The sequence below is a fragment of the Ensifer sp. Root278 genome (genome assembly GCF_001429285.1).
GTDB lineage: Bacteria > Pseudomonadota > Alphaproteobacteria > Rhizobiales > Rhizobiaceae > Ensifer.
Window position 1 is genome coordinate 1 of sequence record NZ_LMJJ01000014.1, and the last position, 15,718, is coordinate 15,718.

General features: G+C 63.6%; 16 protein-coding genes. 5 read left to right on the plus strand and 11 right to left on the minus strand.

The genetic code is table 11. The features are described from left to right. A partial coding sequence (locus ASE60_RS14100; RefSeq protein ID WP_244495611.1) for an isocitrate/isopropylmalate family dehydrogenase occupies positions 1-220 on the plus strand: 220 nt, incomplete at its 5' end. Positions 221-598: 378 nt separating this feature from the next. Here the strand turns inward: ASE60_RS14100 and ASE60_RS14105 are convergent. From ASE60_RS14105 to ASE60_RS14150, 10 genes are all read right to left on the minus strand, one after another. Beyond that, positions 599-1,348, minus strand: a complete 750-nt coding sequence (locus ASE60_RS14105) for an SDR family oxidoreductase (protein ID WP_057251194.1) — start codon at positions 1,346-1,348, stop codon at positions 599-601. Between the two features lie 22 nt (positions 1,349-1,370). Next, entirely contained in the window at positions 1,371-2,213 is an 843-nt protein-coding gene (locus ASE60_RS14110; RefSeq protein ID WP_057251195.1) for a fumarylacetoacetate hydrolase family protein, read from the minus strand. Positions 2,214-2,254: 41 nt separating this feature from the next. Next, on the minus strand, positions 2,255-3,277 hold the full coding sequence (locus tag ASE60_RS14115) for a hypothetical protein (protein WP_057251196.1): 1,023 nt from the start codon (positions 3,275-3,277) through the stop codon (positions 2,255-2,257). After that, complete coding sequence (locus ASE60_RS14120) at positions 3,274-4,167, minus strand: SMP-30/gluconolactonase/LRE family protein (protein WP_057251197.1); 894 nt, start codon at positions 4,165-4,167, stop codon at positions 3,274-3,276. The genes ASE60_RS14115 and ASE60_RS14120 overlap by 4 nt, the downstream gene beginning before the upstream one ends. Positions 4,168-4,176: 9 nt before the next feature. Further along, a complete protein-coding gene (locus ASE60_RS14125; RefSeq protein ID WP_057251198.1) occupies positions 4,177-5,289 on the minus strand; it encodes a mannonate dehydratase in 1,113 nt (370 codons plus the stop codon). Between the two features lie 19 nt (positions 5,290-5,308). After that, entirely contained in the window at positions 5,309-6,094 is a 786-nt protein-coding gene (locus ASE60_RS14130) for an SDR family oxidoreductase (RefSeq protein ID WP_057251199.1), read from the minus strand. Between the two features lie 106 nt (positions 6,095-6,200). Then, on the minus strand, positions 6,201-7,193 hold the full coding sequence (locus ASE60_RS14135; protein WP_057251200.1) for an ABC transporter permease: 993 nt from the start codon (positions 7,191-7,193) through the stop codon (positions 6,201-6,203). Next, positions 7,190-8,734, minus strand: a complete 1,545-nt coding sequence (locus ASE60_RS14140) for a sugar ABC transporter ATP-binding protein (protein WP_082615855.1) — start codon at positions 8,732-8,734, stop codon at positions 7,190-7,192. Before ASE60_RS14140 ends, ASE60_RS14135 begins: the two co-directional genes overlap by 4 nt. Before the next feature lie 69 nt (positions 8,735-8,803). After that, positions 8,804-9,769, minus strand: a complete 966-nt coding sequence (locus ASE60_RS14145; protein ID WP_057251201.1) for a substrate-binding domain-containing protein — start codon at positions 9,767-9,769, stop codon at positions 8,804-8,806. Positions 9,770-9,887: 118 nt separating this feature from the next. Further along, on the minus strand, positions 9,888-10,631 hold the full coding sequence (locus tag ASE60_RS14150) for a FadR/GntR family transcriptional regulator (protein ID WP_057251202.1): 744 nt from the start codon (positions 10,629-10,631) through the stop codon (positions 9,888-9,890). 202 nt (positions 10,632-10,833) lie between these two features. Here ASE60_RS14150 and uxuA point away from each other — a divergent pair, with 202 nt between their 5' ends. Then, complete coding sequence (gene uxuA, locus ASE60_RS14155; protein ID WP_057251203.1) at positions 10,834-12,024, plus strand: mannonate dehydratase; 1,191 nt, start codon at positions 10,834-10,836, stop codon at positions 12,022-12,024. 10 nt (positions 12,025-12,034) lie between these two features. Further along, a complete protein-coding gene (locus ASE60_RS14160; protein ID WP_057251204.1) occupies positions 12,035-12,727 on the plus strand; it encodes an RraA family protein in 693 nt (230 codons plus the stop codon). A gap of 30 nt (positions 12,728-12,757) precedes the next feature. Here the strand turns inward: ASE60_RS14160 and ASE60_RS14165 are convergent, their stop codons facing one another. Continuing rightward, the gene (locus ASE60_RS14165) at positions 12,758-13,240 is read right to left on the minus strand and encodes an Lrp/AsnC family transcriptional regulator (RefSeq protein WP_057251205.1); all 483 of its coding nucleotides are present in this window, start codon (positions 13,238-13,240) and stop codon (positions 12,758-12,760) included. Between the two features lie 103 nt (positions 13,241-13,343). Here ASE60_RS14165 and ASE60_RS14170 point away from each other — a divergent pair, with 103 nt between their 5' ends. Together ASE60_RS14170 and ASE60_RS14175 are read left to right on the plus strand one after the other, a co-directional pair. Further along, positions 13,344-14,840, plus strand: a complete 1,497-nt coding sequence (locus ASE60_RS14170; protein ID WP_057251206.1) for an aminotransferase class V-fold PLP-dependent enzyme — start codon at positions 13,344-13,346, stop codon at positions 14,838-14,840. Beyond that, positions 14,833-15,708 (plus strand): MBL fold metallo-hydrolase, encoded by an 876-nt coding sequence (locus ASE60_RS14175; protein ID WP_057251207.1) that lies wholly within the window; start codon positions 14,833-14,835, stop codon positions 15,706-15,708. The genes ASE60_RS14170 and ASE60_RS14175 overlap by 8 nt, the downstream gene beginning before the upstream one ends. Positions 15,709-15,718 lie beyond the last annotated feature (10 nt).

Consider the following 15,718-nt stretch of genomic DNA (forward strand, 5'->3'; position numbering starts at 1 on the left):
GGGCATCGCCAACCCGATCGCGATGATCGCCTCCTTTGCCATGTGCCTGCGTTATTCCTTCAACCTGGTGAGGGAAGCCGACAATCTGGAGAAGGCGATCGCCGCCGTGCTCGACCAGGGCATCCGCACCGGCGACATCATGGCCGAGGGTGCGAAGAAGGTCGGCACGACGGAAATGGGCGACGCCATCCTCGCCGCGTTCAAGGCACTGTCGGCCTGAGCCACCAACGATTCCAGTCGGCGTGATCTGACGCCGACCTGCAGACAAGAACAGACACCTCCGGCACACATCCGGAGGTGTTTTGCGTTTGCTGATCTCGTACAAACAAGATTGCGAGCTGTTACTGCGACGTCGCAGAAAGGAAGAGGACGTAACCAGATCCTCCTCATTTCTGTGCCTGTCACAGAAATCCAGCCAGACCAAGTCCTTGGGCTGAAAGGCCCTTGACCCGACGGACGTCGGGTCGCTGGATCCCCGCCACAGGGGCGAGGATGAGGGAGATTGGGTTGGCTCCTCTCGGAAAATCGAAAACTTCCGGGTTGAGCAGCGGTCCTCTCCGATGATGTTGCGCCGCCTGTCAGCGGGCGGCCGCGTGCGTCAGATCGTAATGCCACCATCGATATTGATCGCCTGGCCGGTGATGAAGGCTGCTTCGTCGGAGGCGAGGAAGGCGCAGATGGCGGCAACCTCCTCCACCGTGCCGAAGCGTCCGGCCGGCTGGCGGCTGATGAAAGACCGGTAAGCCTCGTCACGGCTTCCCAGCTTCTCGCCGAGTTCGCCGATGCGCTCCTCCAGAGAAGGCGACGCGATCGTTCCGGGGCAGATCGAATTGCAGCGAATGCCATGGGACACATAGTCGGCGGCGACCGCCTTGGTGAGACCGATGACACCGCCCTTGGCGGCACCATAGGCGGCGCGCCGCGGAAAGCCCTTGATCGACGAGGCAACCGAACCGATGGTGATGATGCTGCCGCCTTCGGCCTTCATCTTCGGGATCGCGCCGGCAATGACGTTATAGGCGCTGTCGAGCGTGATGTTGACCGAGCGACGCCAGTCCTCGGCCGAGCACTCCTCGATCGTGCCCTGGTGCACATAGCCGACCGCATGGACGAGAATGTCGACCCGTGCGAAGCCGGCGAAGTAGGCGGCGACTGCCGCGTGATCCGTCGCATCGAGCGTCGTCGTTGCGGCACCGTCGAGCGTTGCGAGCAGGTCGGCATTGATGTCGCTGGCGTGGACCTCCGCACCCTCGGCCATCAACCGCTCGGCAACGGCACGGCCGATGCCCTGGCCTGCGGCGGTGATCACGGCCACGCGTCCGGCCGATCGTCCCGTATTTCCATTCATGGTCAGGCCTTTCCGTATCGATCTAGAGGGACTGAACGATCAGCCGCTGGCGGCCGAGGCCGTCGATCCCGAGTTCCACCACATCGCCGGGCTTCAGATAGCGCGGCGGCCTTTTGCCCATGCCGACGCCCGGCGGCGTGCCGGTGCAGATGAGATCGCCCGGCTCCAGCACGCAGAACTCGCTCATGTAGGAGACGATGGTCGCGACATCGAAGATCATGCGCGCGGTGGTGCCTACCTGCATGCGTTCGCCGTTGACGTCGAGCCACATGGAAAGCGCCTGCGGGTCCGGCACTTCGTCGCGGGTGACGAGCCAGGGGCCTGTCGGGCAGAAATTGGGAAAACTCTTGCCCTTCACCCATTGGCCGCCGCGCTCCATCTGCCAGGCGCGCTCGGAGACATCGTTGACAACTGTGTAACCGAAGACGTGATCCATCGCGTCGGCGCGCGATACGTTCAGCGCGCGCGCGCCGATGACGATGCCCAGTTCGACTTCCCAGTCGAGCTTCGACATTTTTTCGGAATGGAGAAGCGGCGCGTTCGGACCGCAATAGGTGCCGGCCGCCTTGTTGAAAAGGATCGGTTCAGTCGGCACCGGCAGGCCCGCTTCTTCCGCGTGGTCGGAATAGTTGAGCCCGACACACCAGATCGTTCCCGGCCTTGCGACCGGCGGCAGGATATCGGCGTCGATCACCGGCACCACGGGCAGGGCCGATAGATCAATACCAGACAGCGCCACCCTGACAGCTGACAGGGTTTCCGCCGTGAAGTCCTGCACGAGCGAGGAGACATCCCGCGCCCGACCCTCGCCATCGAGGATGCAGGGCACGGCGAAGCCGTCGACGGTGAGGCGCAACAATTTCATTCTCTTGGCCTTTCAATGCGAAATGTCTGGGCGAGCGACGCTCAGCCCAAGCGAGCGGCTTCGACGGAAAGCCGGTAACGGGTGGTGAAGGTATGGCCGGGCTCGAACGCGATTGCCGTCGCAATGCCGGATGCCGCCAGAGGGTTGGCAGCCGTTGAGATGGAAGGTCCGAGGTCGAAGGCGGAGGCGATCGGCTCGACGCCGAGCGCCACATGTCGTCCGTCCCAGGGATAGGCCTTGCGGCCGCGGTTGCTGTACCAGAGCAGCAGGCTCGGAAAGTGTTCCTTCTGCCAGGAAAGCCGCGCGCGAAAACCTTCGTCGCGGTAGTGAAGCGCGACGCTGCCATCGATGCCCGAGAGCTGCAGCAGGTCCTCGGTGTCTTCCATGAGCGGCACCTGGGTCGCATCCATCGTCGCACCGCAGCGCGCCTCGGCTTTGTCGAGCGACGACCATTGCCGATCGGGCGTGAACAACGCTGCACCCGGTTCGACATCGCCGGGAACACTCCAGACGCGATCGTAGGCGCCGGGTTCAATGACGACCGAGCCCGGCCGCGGCGACAGGCGAAATGTCGGATGTAGCCCGATCGGAAGGCGGCATGGCCGCCGCGCCTCGATTTCCAGCGTGATGTCGATGGCAGCCGCGCTTTGATCCGGAACGATCCGCCGGCGAAGCAACCGGATCGGATGGTCGTCGGGGTAGTGGCATTCCATGGTGATCTGGCGGACATCGCAGTCGCCCGAGGTCCAATGGACATTGGAGCCGTGACCATGTGGCACACCGGCACCCTCGAAGCTCTCGCCCGTTGCGGACCAGCCTGCGGGGAGCGACCGGTTGGTGTCGCTGCCGAAGGGGACGCAGGGCCATTCGCCGCGCAGTTGTTGCAGAATTTCCGGCAGTGTCTCGCGCTCGGGATCATTGCCCCAAGGCGCGACATGCAGCGGGCTGACCTGACGTCCATCCGGCAGCAGGAACAGCACGGGGCCGAGCATGCCGCCGAGCGACTGCACCGAAAGGCACCCATGCGCCCAGGCAAGGGCGCGTCGTGTCGTCTCCGCGCTCACTTGGTCGCTACCCCGTAGCGGTTTTCCGGAAGGCCCGCGACCTCGACCCGCATTGCATAGAGGCTGCCGGCCAGGCGCTCCTCCGGCCCCGAGCCGGCGGTGGTGATGTAAAGCGTCTTCAGATCCGCCCCGCCAAAGGTGCAGGTGGTGATGTTGGTGACCGGCATGTCGATCGCCTCGGCAAGACTGCCGTCGGGCGCGATGCGCGTTATGCAACGGCCGCCATAGCGGCAGTTCCAGAGAAAGCCTTCGCTGTCGATCGCCGAACCGTCGGGCGAACCTCGGTCGAACCCGGTGAAGAAATGCCGCTCTTCCGATATCGCCCCCACCTTGGCATCGTAGTCGTAGGCGTAGATCTCGTTTGCCAGCGTATCGCCGAAATAGAAGGTGCATCGGTCCGGACTCCAGCAGAGGGTGTTGGAAATACCGAGCCCATGCCGCCATTCGCTGACGGCGCCATCCGGCGCGATCCGGTAGAGAATGCCCTCTCCCGGCCCAACCTCGCCAAGCTGACCATCGGGCAGAACGTTGTTCTTCATCGAACCGACCCAGAAATTCCCGGCCGGGTCGGCGCGACCATCATTGAGCCGCACCCGCGGCGTACCGGGCAGGACGAAGCCGTGATCCTCGCGCCGGTCGGTCTGCGGCCACCACCAGATCAGCTTCGATCCAAGCGCGACGAGCAGCCGGCCGTCTTCCTCAGTCAGCGAGATCGCGACCACCGGCTCCTCGAACAACCAGGTCCGGACGGCACGCGTCGCTTCGTCATAGCGATGGATCAGGAAGCGGTTGATGTCGGTCCAGTAGAGCGCCGCCTCCGCCGTCGACCAGACGGCGCCCTCGCCGCAGCGGTCGCCGACGGGCGCGACACAGATGAGATCGCGTGCCATCTGCGTCTCCTATTCCGCTGCCACTCTCGTCGGGATCGACTGCGACGGCCCAAGCGCCTCAGCGTTTTGCACCAGCGCCTTCATGTAGCCGAGCGCAAAAGCCTTGCCGGCGTGCCAGGAGGCGCCGCAGGTCATCGCCGGCGTATGATCCGGGATCATCACGCCCTGATAGTTCTCGTCACGTAGGATGCGGATGATTTCGGCCATGTCGATATCACCCTCGTCGACGAAGGTTTCGACATAACGCGGCATCTTTCCGCGTACGTTGCGGAAATGGATGTAGCCAATGCGGCCGGAGCGGGCGAAACGGCGGACGTGCTCATAGATATCGCCGCCCGGCATCTCCTGCAGCGAGCCGAGGCAGAGCTCCAGGCCGTTCGACGGCGAGTCGACGATGGCCATCAGCCGGTCGTATTTTTCTGGCCGATTGACGAGCCGCGCAGTCCCGCGCAACTCCTCCGCCGGCGGATCATCCGGATGGGCGCCGAGCACCACACCCGCCTCCTCGGCGACCGGGACGACTTCCTTCAAGAAATGGGCAAGCCGATCCCAGAGCTCCGCCGAACTGACGGAGACCGAAGCGGCTCCCGCGACACCACGGCGGTAGCGCATGTTCCAGACCATGCCGTCGGGAATCGGCGCATCCGGGCTTGGCGCGATGCTGTTTTCGACCCCGAAGCCGACGGACTCGGCGCCACCACGGGCATAGGGGCCGCGTGTCCAGCCATAGACGCCGGCGAGCGAGAAGTTATAGCCGATGCAGGGGATGCCGGCGCGACCGGCATCGCGGATCAGCTGTTTCAGCCCCTCGATCTGCTGGGCGCGCTCAGGTCCATCGAGAAGCACGTCGAACCAAAAGCGCGGCGAGAAATTCTCGATCGCCGCGATCTCCAGGCCGCCGGCGCGCACGTCCTTCACCAGTGCCGACAGCTCCTCGTAAGTCCAGAGCCGGTCGCCGGAACAATCGCCCCAGCCGCCCTGGTCACCGCTGTCAATCTTCGGATCCTTGCCGGCGAAATAGTTGGTCAGATGCGCGACCACATGGGTCGCACCTGCCTGCTGCGCAAACTGAAAATTGTCCGGGGTGAGCTGTTCCCGGTAAAGCCCGAGGCCGATCTTCATCTTATCAATTCCTGTCTGATTACTTGACGCCGATACCGGCAGTGAGGCCGCCGTCGATGCGGAAATCCGAACCGGTGACGAAAGCGGCGCGGTCGGAGGCGAGATAGGCGACGAGTTCCGCCACCTCCTCCGGCTCACCGATGCGTCCGACCGGGTGCGCGGCGCCGAAGCGGGCGAAGGCTTCCGCCTCGCTGACGCCCTCGCCGCCATAGGTGCGGGCCGCGAGCGAGAGCAGCGGCGTGCGTACGGAGCCGGGACTGACCGAGTTTACCCGAACCTTCGCCGCCGCATGGTCCAGCGCCATGGCACGGGTCAGCGCATGGATCGCGCCCTTGGAGGCGACATAGGCCGCAACGTTCTGCTGGCAGGCATGGCCCTGCACCGAGGAAATGTTGACGATGGCGCCGCCGCCGCGCTTCATCATTTCCGGAATACCGAAGCGACCGGTCAGATAGATCGAGCCGACATTGACCGAGAGGCAGCGCGCAAAGGTCTCGGCGCTGGTATCGAGAACCGTGCCATAGGGATGAACGGCCGCCGCATTGACGATGATGTCCAGCCCGCCACGGCGCAGCACCGCTTCGCGCACCGCTGCCTCCACCTCAGCCTCGACGGAGACGTCCGTCAGCCGTGTCGACATCGGCAGGTCGCGTTCTTTGGCAATCCGATCGAAGATCTCATTGATGGCGACGTCATTGCCGCAGGCCAGCACAGTCGCCCCTGATGAAGCCAGACGGATTGCCGAGGCGAGGCCGATCCCTGAGGTGCCGGTGACCAGCGCGATTTTTCCCTTGAATTCAGTCATGATTGTCTCCGCGATGGATCGCGATGGTCTCGGGCCGCACAGACCCGAAATCACAAGCGTGATCGATTTTCTTGAGGGAGCGGGATGCGAGCACCCCGCTCCGGTCTCAACGCACCCGTTCCAGGACCTGGTTGAGAAGCACGGCGCCGAGGATGATCCCGCCGCGCACGACGTATTGCCAGTACTCGCTGACATTCATCAGCGTCATGCCGTTGGAGATGCAGCCGAGGAAAAGGACCCCGATCAGCGTGCCCCAGATACGGCCCTTGCCGCCGAAGAGTGACGTGCCGCCGATGATGACGGCCGCGATCACGTCGAGCTCCATGCCGGTTGCCGTCGTCCCGGTTCCAGCCCCAATCTGCGAGGCGATCAGCGTGCCGGACACGGCGGTCAGCGCGCCGGTGAGGCCGAGCGTCAGCGCCTTCACCTTCCAGATGTCGATGCCGGAAAGGCGTGCGGCCTCCATATTGCCGCCGACGGCATAAACCTCGCGGCCGAAGCTCGTGTACTTCATCAGGAAGTGCATGCCGGCAAAGGTCAGCGCGAAGATATAGACCGGGAACGGAATGCCGAAGAGATAGCCGCCGCCGAGGAAATCGAAGCCCAGCGGGAAGGACGACATCGGGAAGCCGCCGGTGATCAGGTTGGCGACACCGCGCAGCGCCGCGAAAAGCGCGAGCGTGGTGATGAAGGTCGGCACGTTGAACCATTGCCGGAAGCGACCGGTGAGGTAGCCGAGCGTGAAGCCGAGTAACAGCGCCACGCCAAAACCGACCGTGACCGCACCCCAGTCGCCGAAGACACCGGCGAAGCGGTCGGCGAACCAGGCGACGATGCAGCCGGCGAGCGCGGCACCGGCTCCGACCGAAAGGTCGATTTCGCCGCTGATGATCACGGCGGTCATGCCGAAGGCGATGATGCCGAGCATCGAGACCGTGCGCAGCACGTTCAGCACATTGCCGGTAGAGGCGAAGCCGGGCGCGACCAGGATCAGAAAGATCACCAGCGCCGCGAGAATGATCTCCATCGGGTAGGTTTTGAGGAACTTGAGCGGCGTGTTCTGGCCACCAGCTTCGGTCGTTTGGCTCACAAGTGTCATTGCTTGGCCCCTTCCATGCACAGGCCGTAAAGTTCGGTAAGGTCGGTTTTCGTCGGATCCACCTCGGCGACGACAGCGCCGTGGTGCATGACGAGGATGCGGTCGGCGACTTCCAGCACTTCCTCGAGTTCCGTCGAGACGAAGAGGCTGGCGAGACCGTCAGCCGCCTGCTGCCAGATGATGTCGAAGATCTGCCGCTTGGCCTGGACATCGACGCCGCGGCTCGGCTCGTCGAAGAACATCACCGAGGGCTGCCGGTTCAGCCATTTGCCGATCACCACCTTCTGCTGGTTGCCGCCTGACAGCGACGACACCGGCAGTTCCGGATCGCCGCACTTGATGTGCAGATCGGCAATCTGACGGCGGACATGCGGCTGCTCGCGCCGGCGCGAGATGAAGCCGTTGCGTGAAATCGGCCCGAGGCTCGCCATGCAGAGATTGTCCGCCGTCGAGAGCGACTGCACGAGGCCGACCTCCTTGCGGTTTTCCGGCGTATAGCCGAGCCCGGCCTTGCGCATGTCGCGCGGGCTGGCACCGGTCATGTCGCGACCGTCGAACGTGACCGAACCGCCGTCGATCCGGTCGGCCCCAAAAATCGCCCGCATGAGCTCGGTGCGGCCGGCACCAAGCAGACCGGCGATGCCGAGGATCTCGCCGGGATAGAGATCGAAGGAGACATCCTGAAAATGTCCGGCCCGACTGAGATTGCGGACCTCGAGCACGGGTTTGGCGCGGTCAAGCGTTCGCCGCGGCGGACGTGTGGCGCGCGCCGCATCGCCGAACATCATGCCGACAATCGCGGAAGGCGTCGTCTCCTTCATCGCAACGGAACCGATATAGTGGCCGTCGCGGATCACCGTGCAAGTATCGGCGATTTCGAAGAGTTCGCTCATGCGGTGGGTGATGTAGATCATCGTCACGCCACGGGCGCGCAGCCGCTCGATCAGCGCGAAGAGCTGCTTGACCTCGCGGGAAGCGAGCGCCGAGGTCGGCTCGTCCAGAAGCAGGATAGACGGGTTGAAGGACATTGCCTTGACGATCTCGACCACCTGCTGCTGGCCGACGCTGAGTGCGGAGACCGGTTGGCGGGAATCGATCGCAAGCCCCATGTCGGCGAGCAGTTCGCCGGCGCGCCGGTGCAGGCCGGCCCAGTCGACGACGCTAAAGCCGGCGCGGCGGCGGTGCGGCAGCCGACCGAGAAAGATGTTCTCGCCGACAGAGAGCTCCGGCACCAGCGAGAGCTCCTGGTGGACGGTGACGATGCCGGCGGCAAAGGCATCATGCGGCGATGTGAAATGGCGGTCCTCGCCATTGACGCTGATCGTGCCGGATGTCGGCTCGGTCACGCCGGCGAGAAGCTTGACAAGCGTCGACTTGCCCGAGCCGTTCTTGCCCATGAGGGCATGCACCTGGCCGGGTGCGAAGCTGTGGGTGAATTCGGAGAGGGCTACAGTCGGGCCGTAACGCTTGGTCACGGTCCGAAAGTCCAGCCGTCCCTGCACCCCTTGCAACGCGGCTGACCTTGGCTGCGGATAACTCATGCGGATTTCCTGCTGTCGGCGGCGAAGGAGCGGCGGGCGATGCCCGCCGCTCGGTTCACTCTTAGGCTCTTACTTCAGGGCCTTCAGGCCTTCCTTGTAGGCAGCGACCCCTTCAGCGTTGACGCGTGTCAGAGGCAGAACGGGCACGTTGACCTTGGTCTCGATCTTTTTGCCGTCGAGCAGGTTCTGCGCGGCTTCGATTGCCTGCTTGCCGACCTCGAGCGGCTGCTGCGCCGTCGTCGCCTGCAGCACGTTGTCGGAGTTTAAGAGCATATTGGCGAGTTGCTCGGAACCGTCGGTGCCGAAGACGAAGACCTTGCCTTCAAGGCCCGCCTTCTTGACCGCCTGCACTGCACCGATCGTGCCGCCTTCGTTGGCAGCATAGATCACCCGGATATCGGGATTGGCCGTCAGCATGTCGCTTGCGACGGCGAGTGCCTTTTCGGCGAGCCAGGCGTCCTGTTGCGCGACGATGTCCACCTGATCCTTGACGACACTCAGGAAACCATCGACGCGGGCATTCGACTGTTCGGGAAGCAGCGCCTTGAAGGCGAGCGTGCCGATCTTGACCTTCTCGCCGTTGCCGAGCGTCTTCAAGAAATCGGTCGCGGCCTTGCCAGTGCCGATGCCGATATCGCGGTCCGAGCTCGTCACCGTCGCCTGGGCGACGTCGCCATTGGCCGAGGTGCCGTAGGTGACGACCGTGATGCCGGCGTCACGCGCTTTCTTCAGAGCCGGCACCGAAGCGTCGGCCGAAAGCGGCGCGACGACGATCGAGTTCACGCCGCGGGCGATGTAGGTGTCGATGAGCTGAGCTTCCTTCTCCAGCTTGCTGTCGCTGTTGCCGGCGAGCAGTTCGTCGCCGGCGGCTTCGGCCGCCTTTTCCATCCCGATCTGGATGCCGCGGAAATACTGGTCCTGCTGAAAGACGATGCCGGCGATCGCCTTGCCGCCGGCATGTGCCGCACCCGGCGCAAGGCTGACGGTGGCAAGCAATGCTGCAAGCGCCAGAATGTGACGTTTCGAATTGTTCATGTCGGTTCTCCTCCCAAGTGCCCTGTTCGTGCCGCCGGACCAACGGGCGAGCGGATCCGGCAAACGGATGCCAGCACCGCCCATTTGGGGAGCGGTCCAGGCGAAAATCTCTATGTGCTCATCGCGACGGCTGGCCGCCGGGCGCGGCATCGACGAAGCGGATGCCGAACTCCAGGTGGCGGCTCATCAGGTAGACGTAGGCGATGCGGTCGCGGGCCCTCAGCGCCCTGATGATCTCGGCATGGGCCTCGAAAGTCGCCGCATGCACCGGGCGCTCCGCCTTGCCGAGCCGCATGACCTCCTCGATCACCGAGCGCAGCATGTGGTAGGCGGCGACCGTCGTGCGATTGCCGGATAGCTCCACGATCGCCTGATGGAACTGGTAGTCGCACTGCGCCGCTTCCTCGACGCTGTCCGCTTCTAGGATCCGCGCGTTGATCGCATCCAGCCGGTCGAAATCGGCGTCAGCAGCCGTCAGGATGATGTGCTCGCCGACACCCGTCTCGATGATGCGGCGGAAGCCCTGCAGGTCGCGGAAAGAGTCCGGCGAGATGCCGTTGTGAAAAGCAAAGAGCCGGCGGATCGCCTCGCCGTGGCCGCCGCTGATAACGGCGCCGACCTTCGGTCGCGTCTCGACCATGCCATAGGCGCGCAGCACCTGCAGCGCCTCGCGCACCGTGTTGCGCCCGGCCTGGAATTGTTCGCCAAGATCGCGCTCGGTCGGAAGCGCATCGCCGATACCGAGACCGCGCTCGGAGATCATGTCGCGGATCTGCTCGACCAGCCGGTCCACGGCCGAGGTCTTGCCTGGCTCGACGGGCTCCACACCCGACAACGCCTCTTCTCGTACAGAACTGCTCACCGGCCATCCTCCCTGCGATGCTCTATTTGTTGGTCCAGTTTGCGCGTTCAGTCAAGCGCAATCTCTCAAAATTCGCGCAAAGTTGCCAACATCGTCCGAAATTGCGCCCATAAGGCTTGAATTGTTGGGCCAATCGGACATTATTGACAGGCGTGGTCCAACAATAGCCACTGACGCGGGGTAGGAGTTCTGCATGAGACTGATGGAAGAGTGTTTTCGCTGGTATGGGCCAAATGATCCGGTGCCGCTCAGCCATATCCGGCAGGCGGGGGCCACGGGGATCGTCTCGGCGCTGCATCATATCTATGACGGATCGCCCTGGTCGGATGAAGCGATCCTTGCCCAAAAGGCGCTGATTGAAGACGCCGGTATGCGCTGGAGTGTCGTCGAGAGCATCCCGGTGCACAACTCGATCAAGCTCGCGACCGCCGACAGCGCCCGCTACATCGGCTGGTACAAGGACACGCTGCGAGCGCTGGCGCGCGCGGGTATCACGACCGTCTGCTACAACTTCATGCCGGTGGTCGACTGGACGCGCACGGAGTTGATGCAGCCGTTGGCGAATGGCGGTTACGCATTGCGATTCGATGCGATCGACTTTGCCGCCTACGACCTCTTCGTGCTGAAGCGGCCGCGCGTCGCGGATAGTTACTCCGAGCGGCAGATTTTCGCCGCCCGCCAGCGTTTCGATCAGATGGACCAGGCGAAGATCGACCGGATCGAACGCAATCTCATTGCCGGCCTGCCGGCAACCGAGCGGCAGTTCAATCGGTCGAGCTTTCTGGCCGCCCTTGCCGAGTATGACGGCGTGACGGCAGACGCCCTACATGCCAACCTGGCGCGCTTCCTCAAGGAGATCGTTCCGGTGGCGGAGGAGGTCGGTATCCGGCTTTGCATCCACCCCGATGATCCGGCCTTTTCGCTCTATGGCCTGCCGCGCATCGTTTCGACGGCCGCGGATGTAAGGCGCATCCTCGCCGCCGTCGACAGCCAAGCCAACGGCATCACCTTCTGCACCGGATCCTATGGCACGCGCACCGACAATGATCTGCCAGCCATGGTTCGTGAATTCGGCCCACGCATTCACTTTGCCCACCTTCGCAATGTCCAGCGGGAGGAGGACGGCTCCTTCTACGAGGCCGATCATCTCGGCGGATCGAGCGACATGCCGGCAGTGATCCTTGCGCTGATGCAGGAACAGGAGCGTCGGCTACAGGAAGGCCGCGCCGACTGGCAAATCCCGCTTCGCCCGGATCACGGGCACCTCCTGGCCGACGACATCGGCAAGGAGCGGATCAACCCCGGCTATTCGCTGATCGGCCGGTTGAAGGGCCTCGCGGAAATCAGAGGCGTGATGCAGGGCATCGCTACCGCCATGGCACACATGGCTTGAGGGAAGAGAAATGACACGTTTTGAAGACGATACCGAACTGTTTACCGCCATGCGCAGCCGTCTGTTCACGGCCGTGGTCGGCGACATCCTCGACACGATGGGGCTGCAACACCAGTTCCTGCCGCCGCAGATCCGGGCGCTCCGCGACGACATGGTCGCCGTCGGGCGGGCGATGCCCGTACTCGAAGCCGATTTCTTCGCAACCGCCGAGGCGAGCGGCCATTCGGAATTCAGCTCGAAACCGTTCGGCCTGATGTTCCACGCGCTCGATAGCCTGAAACCCAACGAGATCTATGTCTGTTCCGGCTCCTCGCCACGTTACGCCGTCTGGGGCGAGCTGATGTCGACCCGTGCAATGAAACTAAAAGCCGCCGGCGCGATCTGCGACGGCTATTGCCGCGACAGCGCCGGCATTCTTGCGCTCGATTTTCCGACTTTCTGCTACGGATCCTATGCGCAGGACCAGGGGCCGCGCGGCAAGGTCGTCGACTACGGTATCCCGATCGAGATCGGCGGCATCCGCATCCGGCCGGGCGATATCCTCTTCGGCGACCGTGACGGCGTGCTCGTCATCCCGCGCGAGGCGGAACGGGAAGCAATCGCGCTGGCGCTGGAAAAGGCCGAAACCGAAAGCAAGGTGCGCCTCGCGATCGAGGCCGGCATGAGCACGGTCGAGGCCTTCGAGCGCTTCGGCGTGATGTGACCACAAAATGGGGCGCCGGAGCCCGGCGCCTTACTTCAACCGGCTGAGATCCACCGGGCGATTGTTGATGATCGCCTCCATGGAAAAGAAGCCCGTGACCGTGGCGAGATCGAAGTTGGTGATGAGCTTCTGATAAAAGGCGTCGTAGCCGCCCATGCCCCGGGTCACCACCTTGATTAGATAGTCCCAGTCCCCGCCGATCCTGTAGAAGTCGATCACTTCCGGCAGTCGCTCGACATGCTGCCGGAAGCCGTCGCTCCATTCCTTGGAGTGATGGCGTGTGCGGATCATCACGATCACCGTCAGATCCAGGCCCAGAGCACTGAGATCGATGTCGCAGTGCGAACCCCGGATCATGCCGATCGACTGCAGACGCTGAAGGCGCCGCCAGCAGGCATTTTGCGATAACCCGACCCGCTCGGCCAACTCACGCTGCGAGAGGCTCGAATCCTTTTGCAGCAACGTCATGATCTTCAGATCAAAACTATCTATTTTTGATGATTCTTCGATCATTTGACACAATACAGCGCGACTGGCGCAGGAAGATAGGTGAATTTTTTGACCATGAAGGGGAATATAATCGCTGTCAATGTTCGCTCCAAGGGAGGTCAGCGAGATGATCGTTCCAACAGTTCACCGCCACTCCTGTGAGGAGCTTAGCCCGCTTGCCAAGTTCCGCCAGGCTTTGAACCGCCCGGGCGTGATTGCCGATCTTCGCGACGATCTCGTCGGCGCGAAGGCGCAGATCGTCGGCCCATACGGCACGAAGCCGCTCGTCTATGCTGACTATGTCGCTTCCGGCCGGGCACTGCGGGTGATCGAAAGCTTCGTGCTCGACGAAGTCCTGCCCTATTACGCCAACAGCCACACGGAAGCCTCCTATTGCGGCGGCTTCATGACCCGGTTGCGGCGGGAAGCGCGCGCGCTGATCGGCGAATTCTGTGGCGCGACTGCCGACCACGCCGTGATTTTCACAGGTTCCGGCGCCACTTCGGGCATCAACCGGTTGGTCAAGCTGTTCGGCGTCACCGCGGCGGCTGAGGCGGGCAAACAGGTCCGCGTCATCATCGGCCCCTATGAGCACCACTCCAACATCCTTCCCTGGCGCGAAAGCGGCGCCGAGATCGTGGAAATCGCCGAATGCCAGGCGGGCGGTCCGGATCTTGGCCAACTTGCCCAAGCGCTAAACGCCGGTTCACGGGACCTGACGGTCTGCACGCTCTCTGCCGGTTCGAACATCACCGGCATCACCAGCGACGTCGCGGCGATCACCCGGATGGTCAAGGCGGCCGGCGCGAAGATGATCTGGGACTATGCAGGCGCCGGTCCTTACGTTCCGATTTCCATGTCGCCTGCCGGTTTCGAGATCGACGCCATTGTCGTCTCGCCGCACAAGTTCATCGGCGGTCCGGGCGCCTCCGGCATCCTGATCGTTCGCCGCGACCGCGTCGTGACCGACAAACCGACCTGGCCGGGTGGCGGCACCGTGAAGTTCGTTTCGCCTGATACCCACGACTACAGCGGCAATCTCGAAGCACGCGAAGAAGCGGGAACACCGAATGTCGTCGGCGACATCCGCGCAGCCCTCGCCTTCATCGTCAAGCATGCGATCGGTCTTGAAGAAATGGAAAGGCGCAACCGCGCGCTGGCCCAACAGGCCCTTGCCGCCTGGAAGACCGTCCCGCAGCTGGAGCTGCTCGGCCTTAAGGAACCGGATCGCCTGCCGATCTTCTCCTTCCGCATCAGGAACGGCAAGGGCGGCTATGTCCACCAGCAGCTCGTTACTCGCATGCTCAGCGATCGCTTCGGCATCCAGGCACGCGGCGGCTGCGCCTGTGCCGGGCCCTACGTACACCGGCTGCTGTCGATCGATGCCGAACACTCCGAACAGATCCGACAGGCGATCCTCGCCGGCGAAGAGATCGAGAAGCCCGGGTTCACACGGCTGAACTTCAGCGTCCTGCTTTCGGACGAAAAGGTGAAGTTCATCCTCGATTGCGTCGCCCAGCTGGCGGCGGACGCGCCCACCTTCGAAGCCGATTACGATTTTGACCCCGCTCGCGCAATCTTCTTCCCGTGCGCAACGGCTGAAGAGGCGCTCGCCTATGCATAAGCCCGATGTGACCGGCTTTTACGACGTCCGCACCGGCAGCATCCAGTATGTTGTTGCCGATCCGGCGACGGGCAAATGCGCGATCATCGACCCGGTGCTCGATTTCGACGAGAAGTCGGGCTCGACCGCCACGCGGAATGCCGACGCGATCCTCGACCATGTCGCGGCCAAAGGCCTGACCGTCGAATGGATCCTCGACACCCACCCTCATGCCGACCATTTCTCGGCGGCGCGCTATCTCAAGGCCCGGACGGGAGCGCCGACGGCGATCGGCGAACACGTGAAGGGCGTGCAGGGGATCTGGAAAGCGATCTATAACTGGCCGGATTTCGCCTGCGACGGTTCGCAATGGGACCGGCTGTTTACTGACGGCGAGACGTTCCGGATCGGCGAGCTCAAGGCTCGCGTCCTGCATTCGCCCGGCCACACACTCGCGTCCATCAGCTATGTGATCGGCGACGCAGCCTTCATTCACGACACGCTGTTCATGCCCGATAGCGGCTCGGCCCGCGCCGATTTCCCGGGGGGCAGCGCTGCCGACCTCTGGCGTTCGATCCAGGCGATCCTGGCACTGCCGGATGAGACTCGGCTGTTCACCGGCCACGATTATTGCCCGGGCGGCCGCAAGGCGCGCTGGGAAAGCACGGTCGCCGAGCAGAAGTCCAAAAACCCCCATGTCGCCGGCAAGTCCGAGGCCGATTTCGTCGGCTTGCGCGAGGCGCGCGACCGTACCTTGCCGATGCCGAAACTCATTCTGCATGCGCTGCAGGTGAATGTCCGCGGCGGCGAGCTCCCGGCCACCGAAGACAATGGCCGGCGCTACCTGAAAATCCCGCTCGACGCCCTTCCCGGTTCGGTCTGGGGGTAGAGGCATCGTG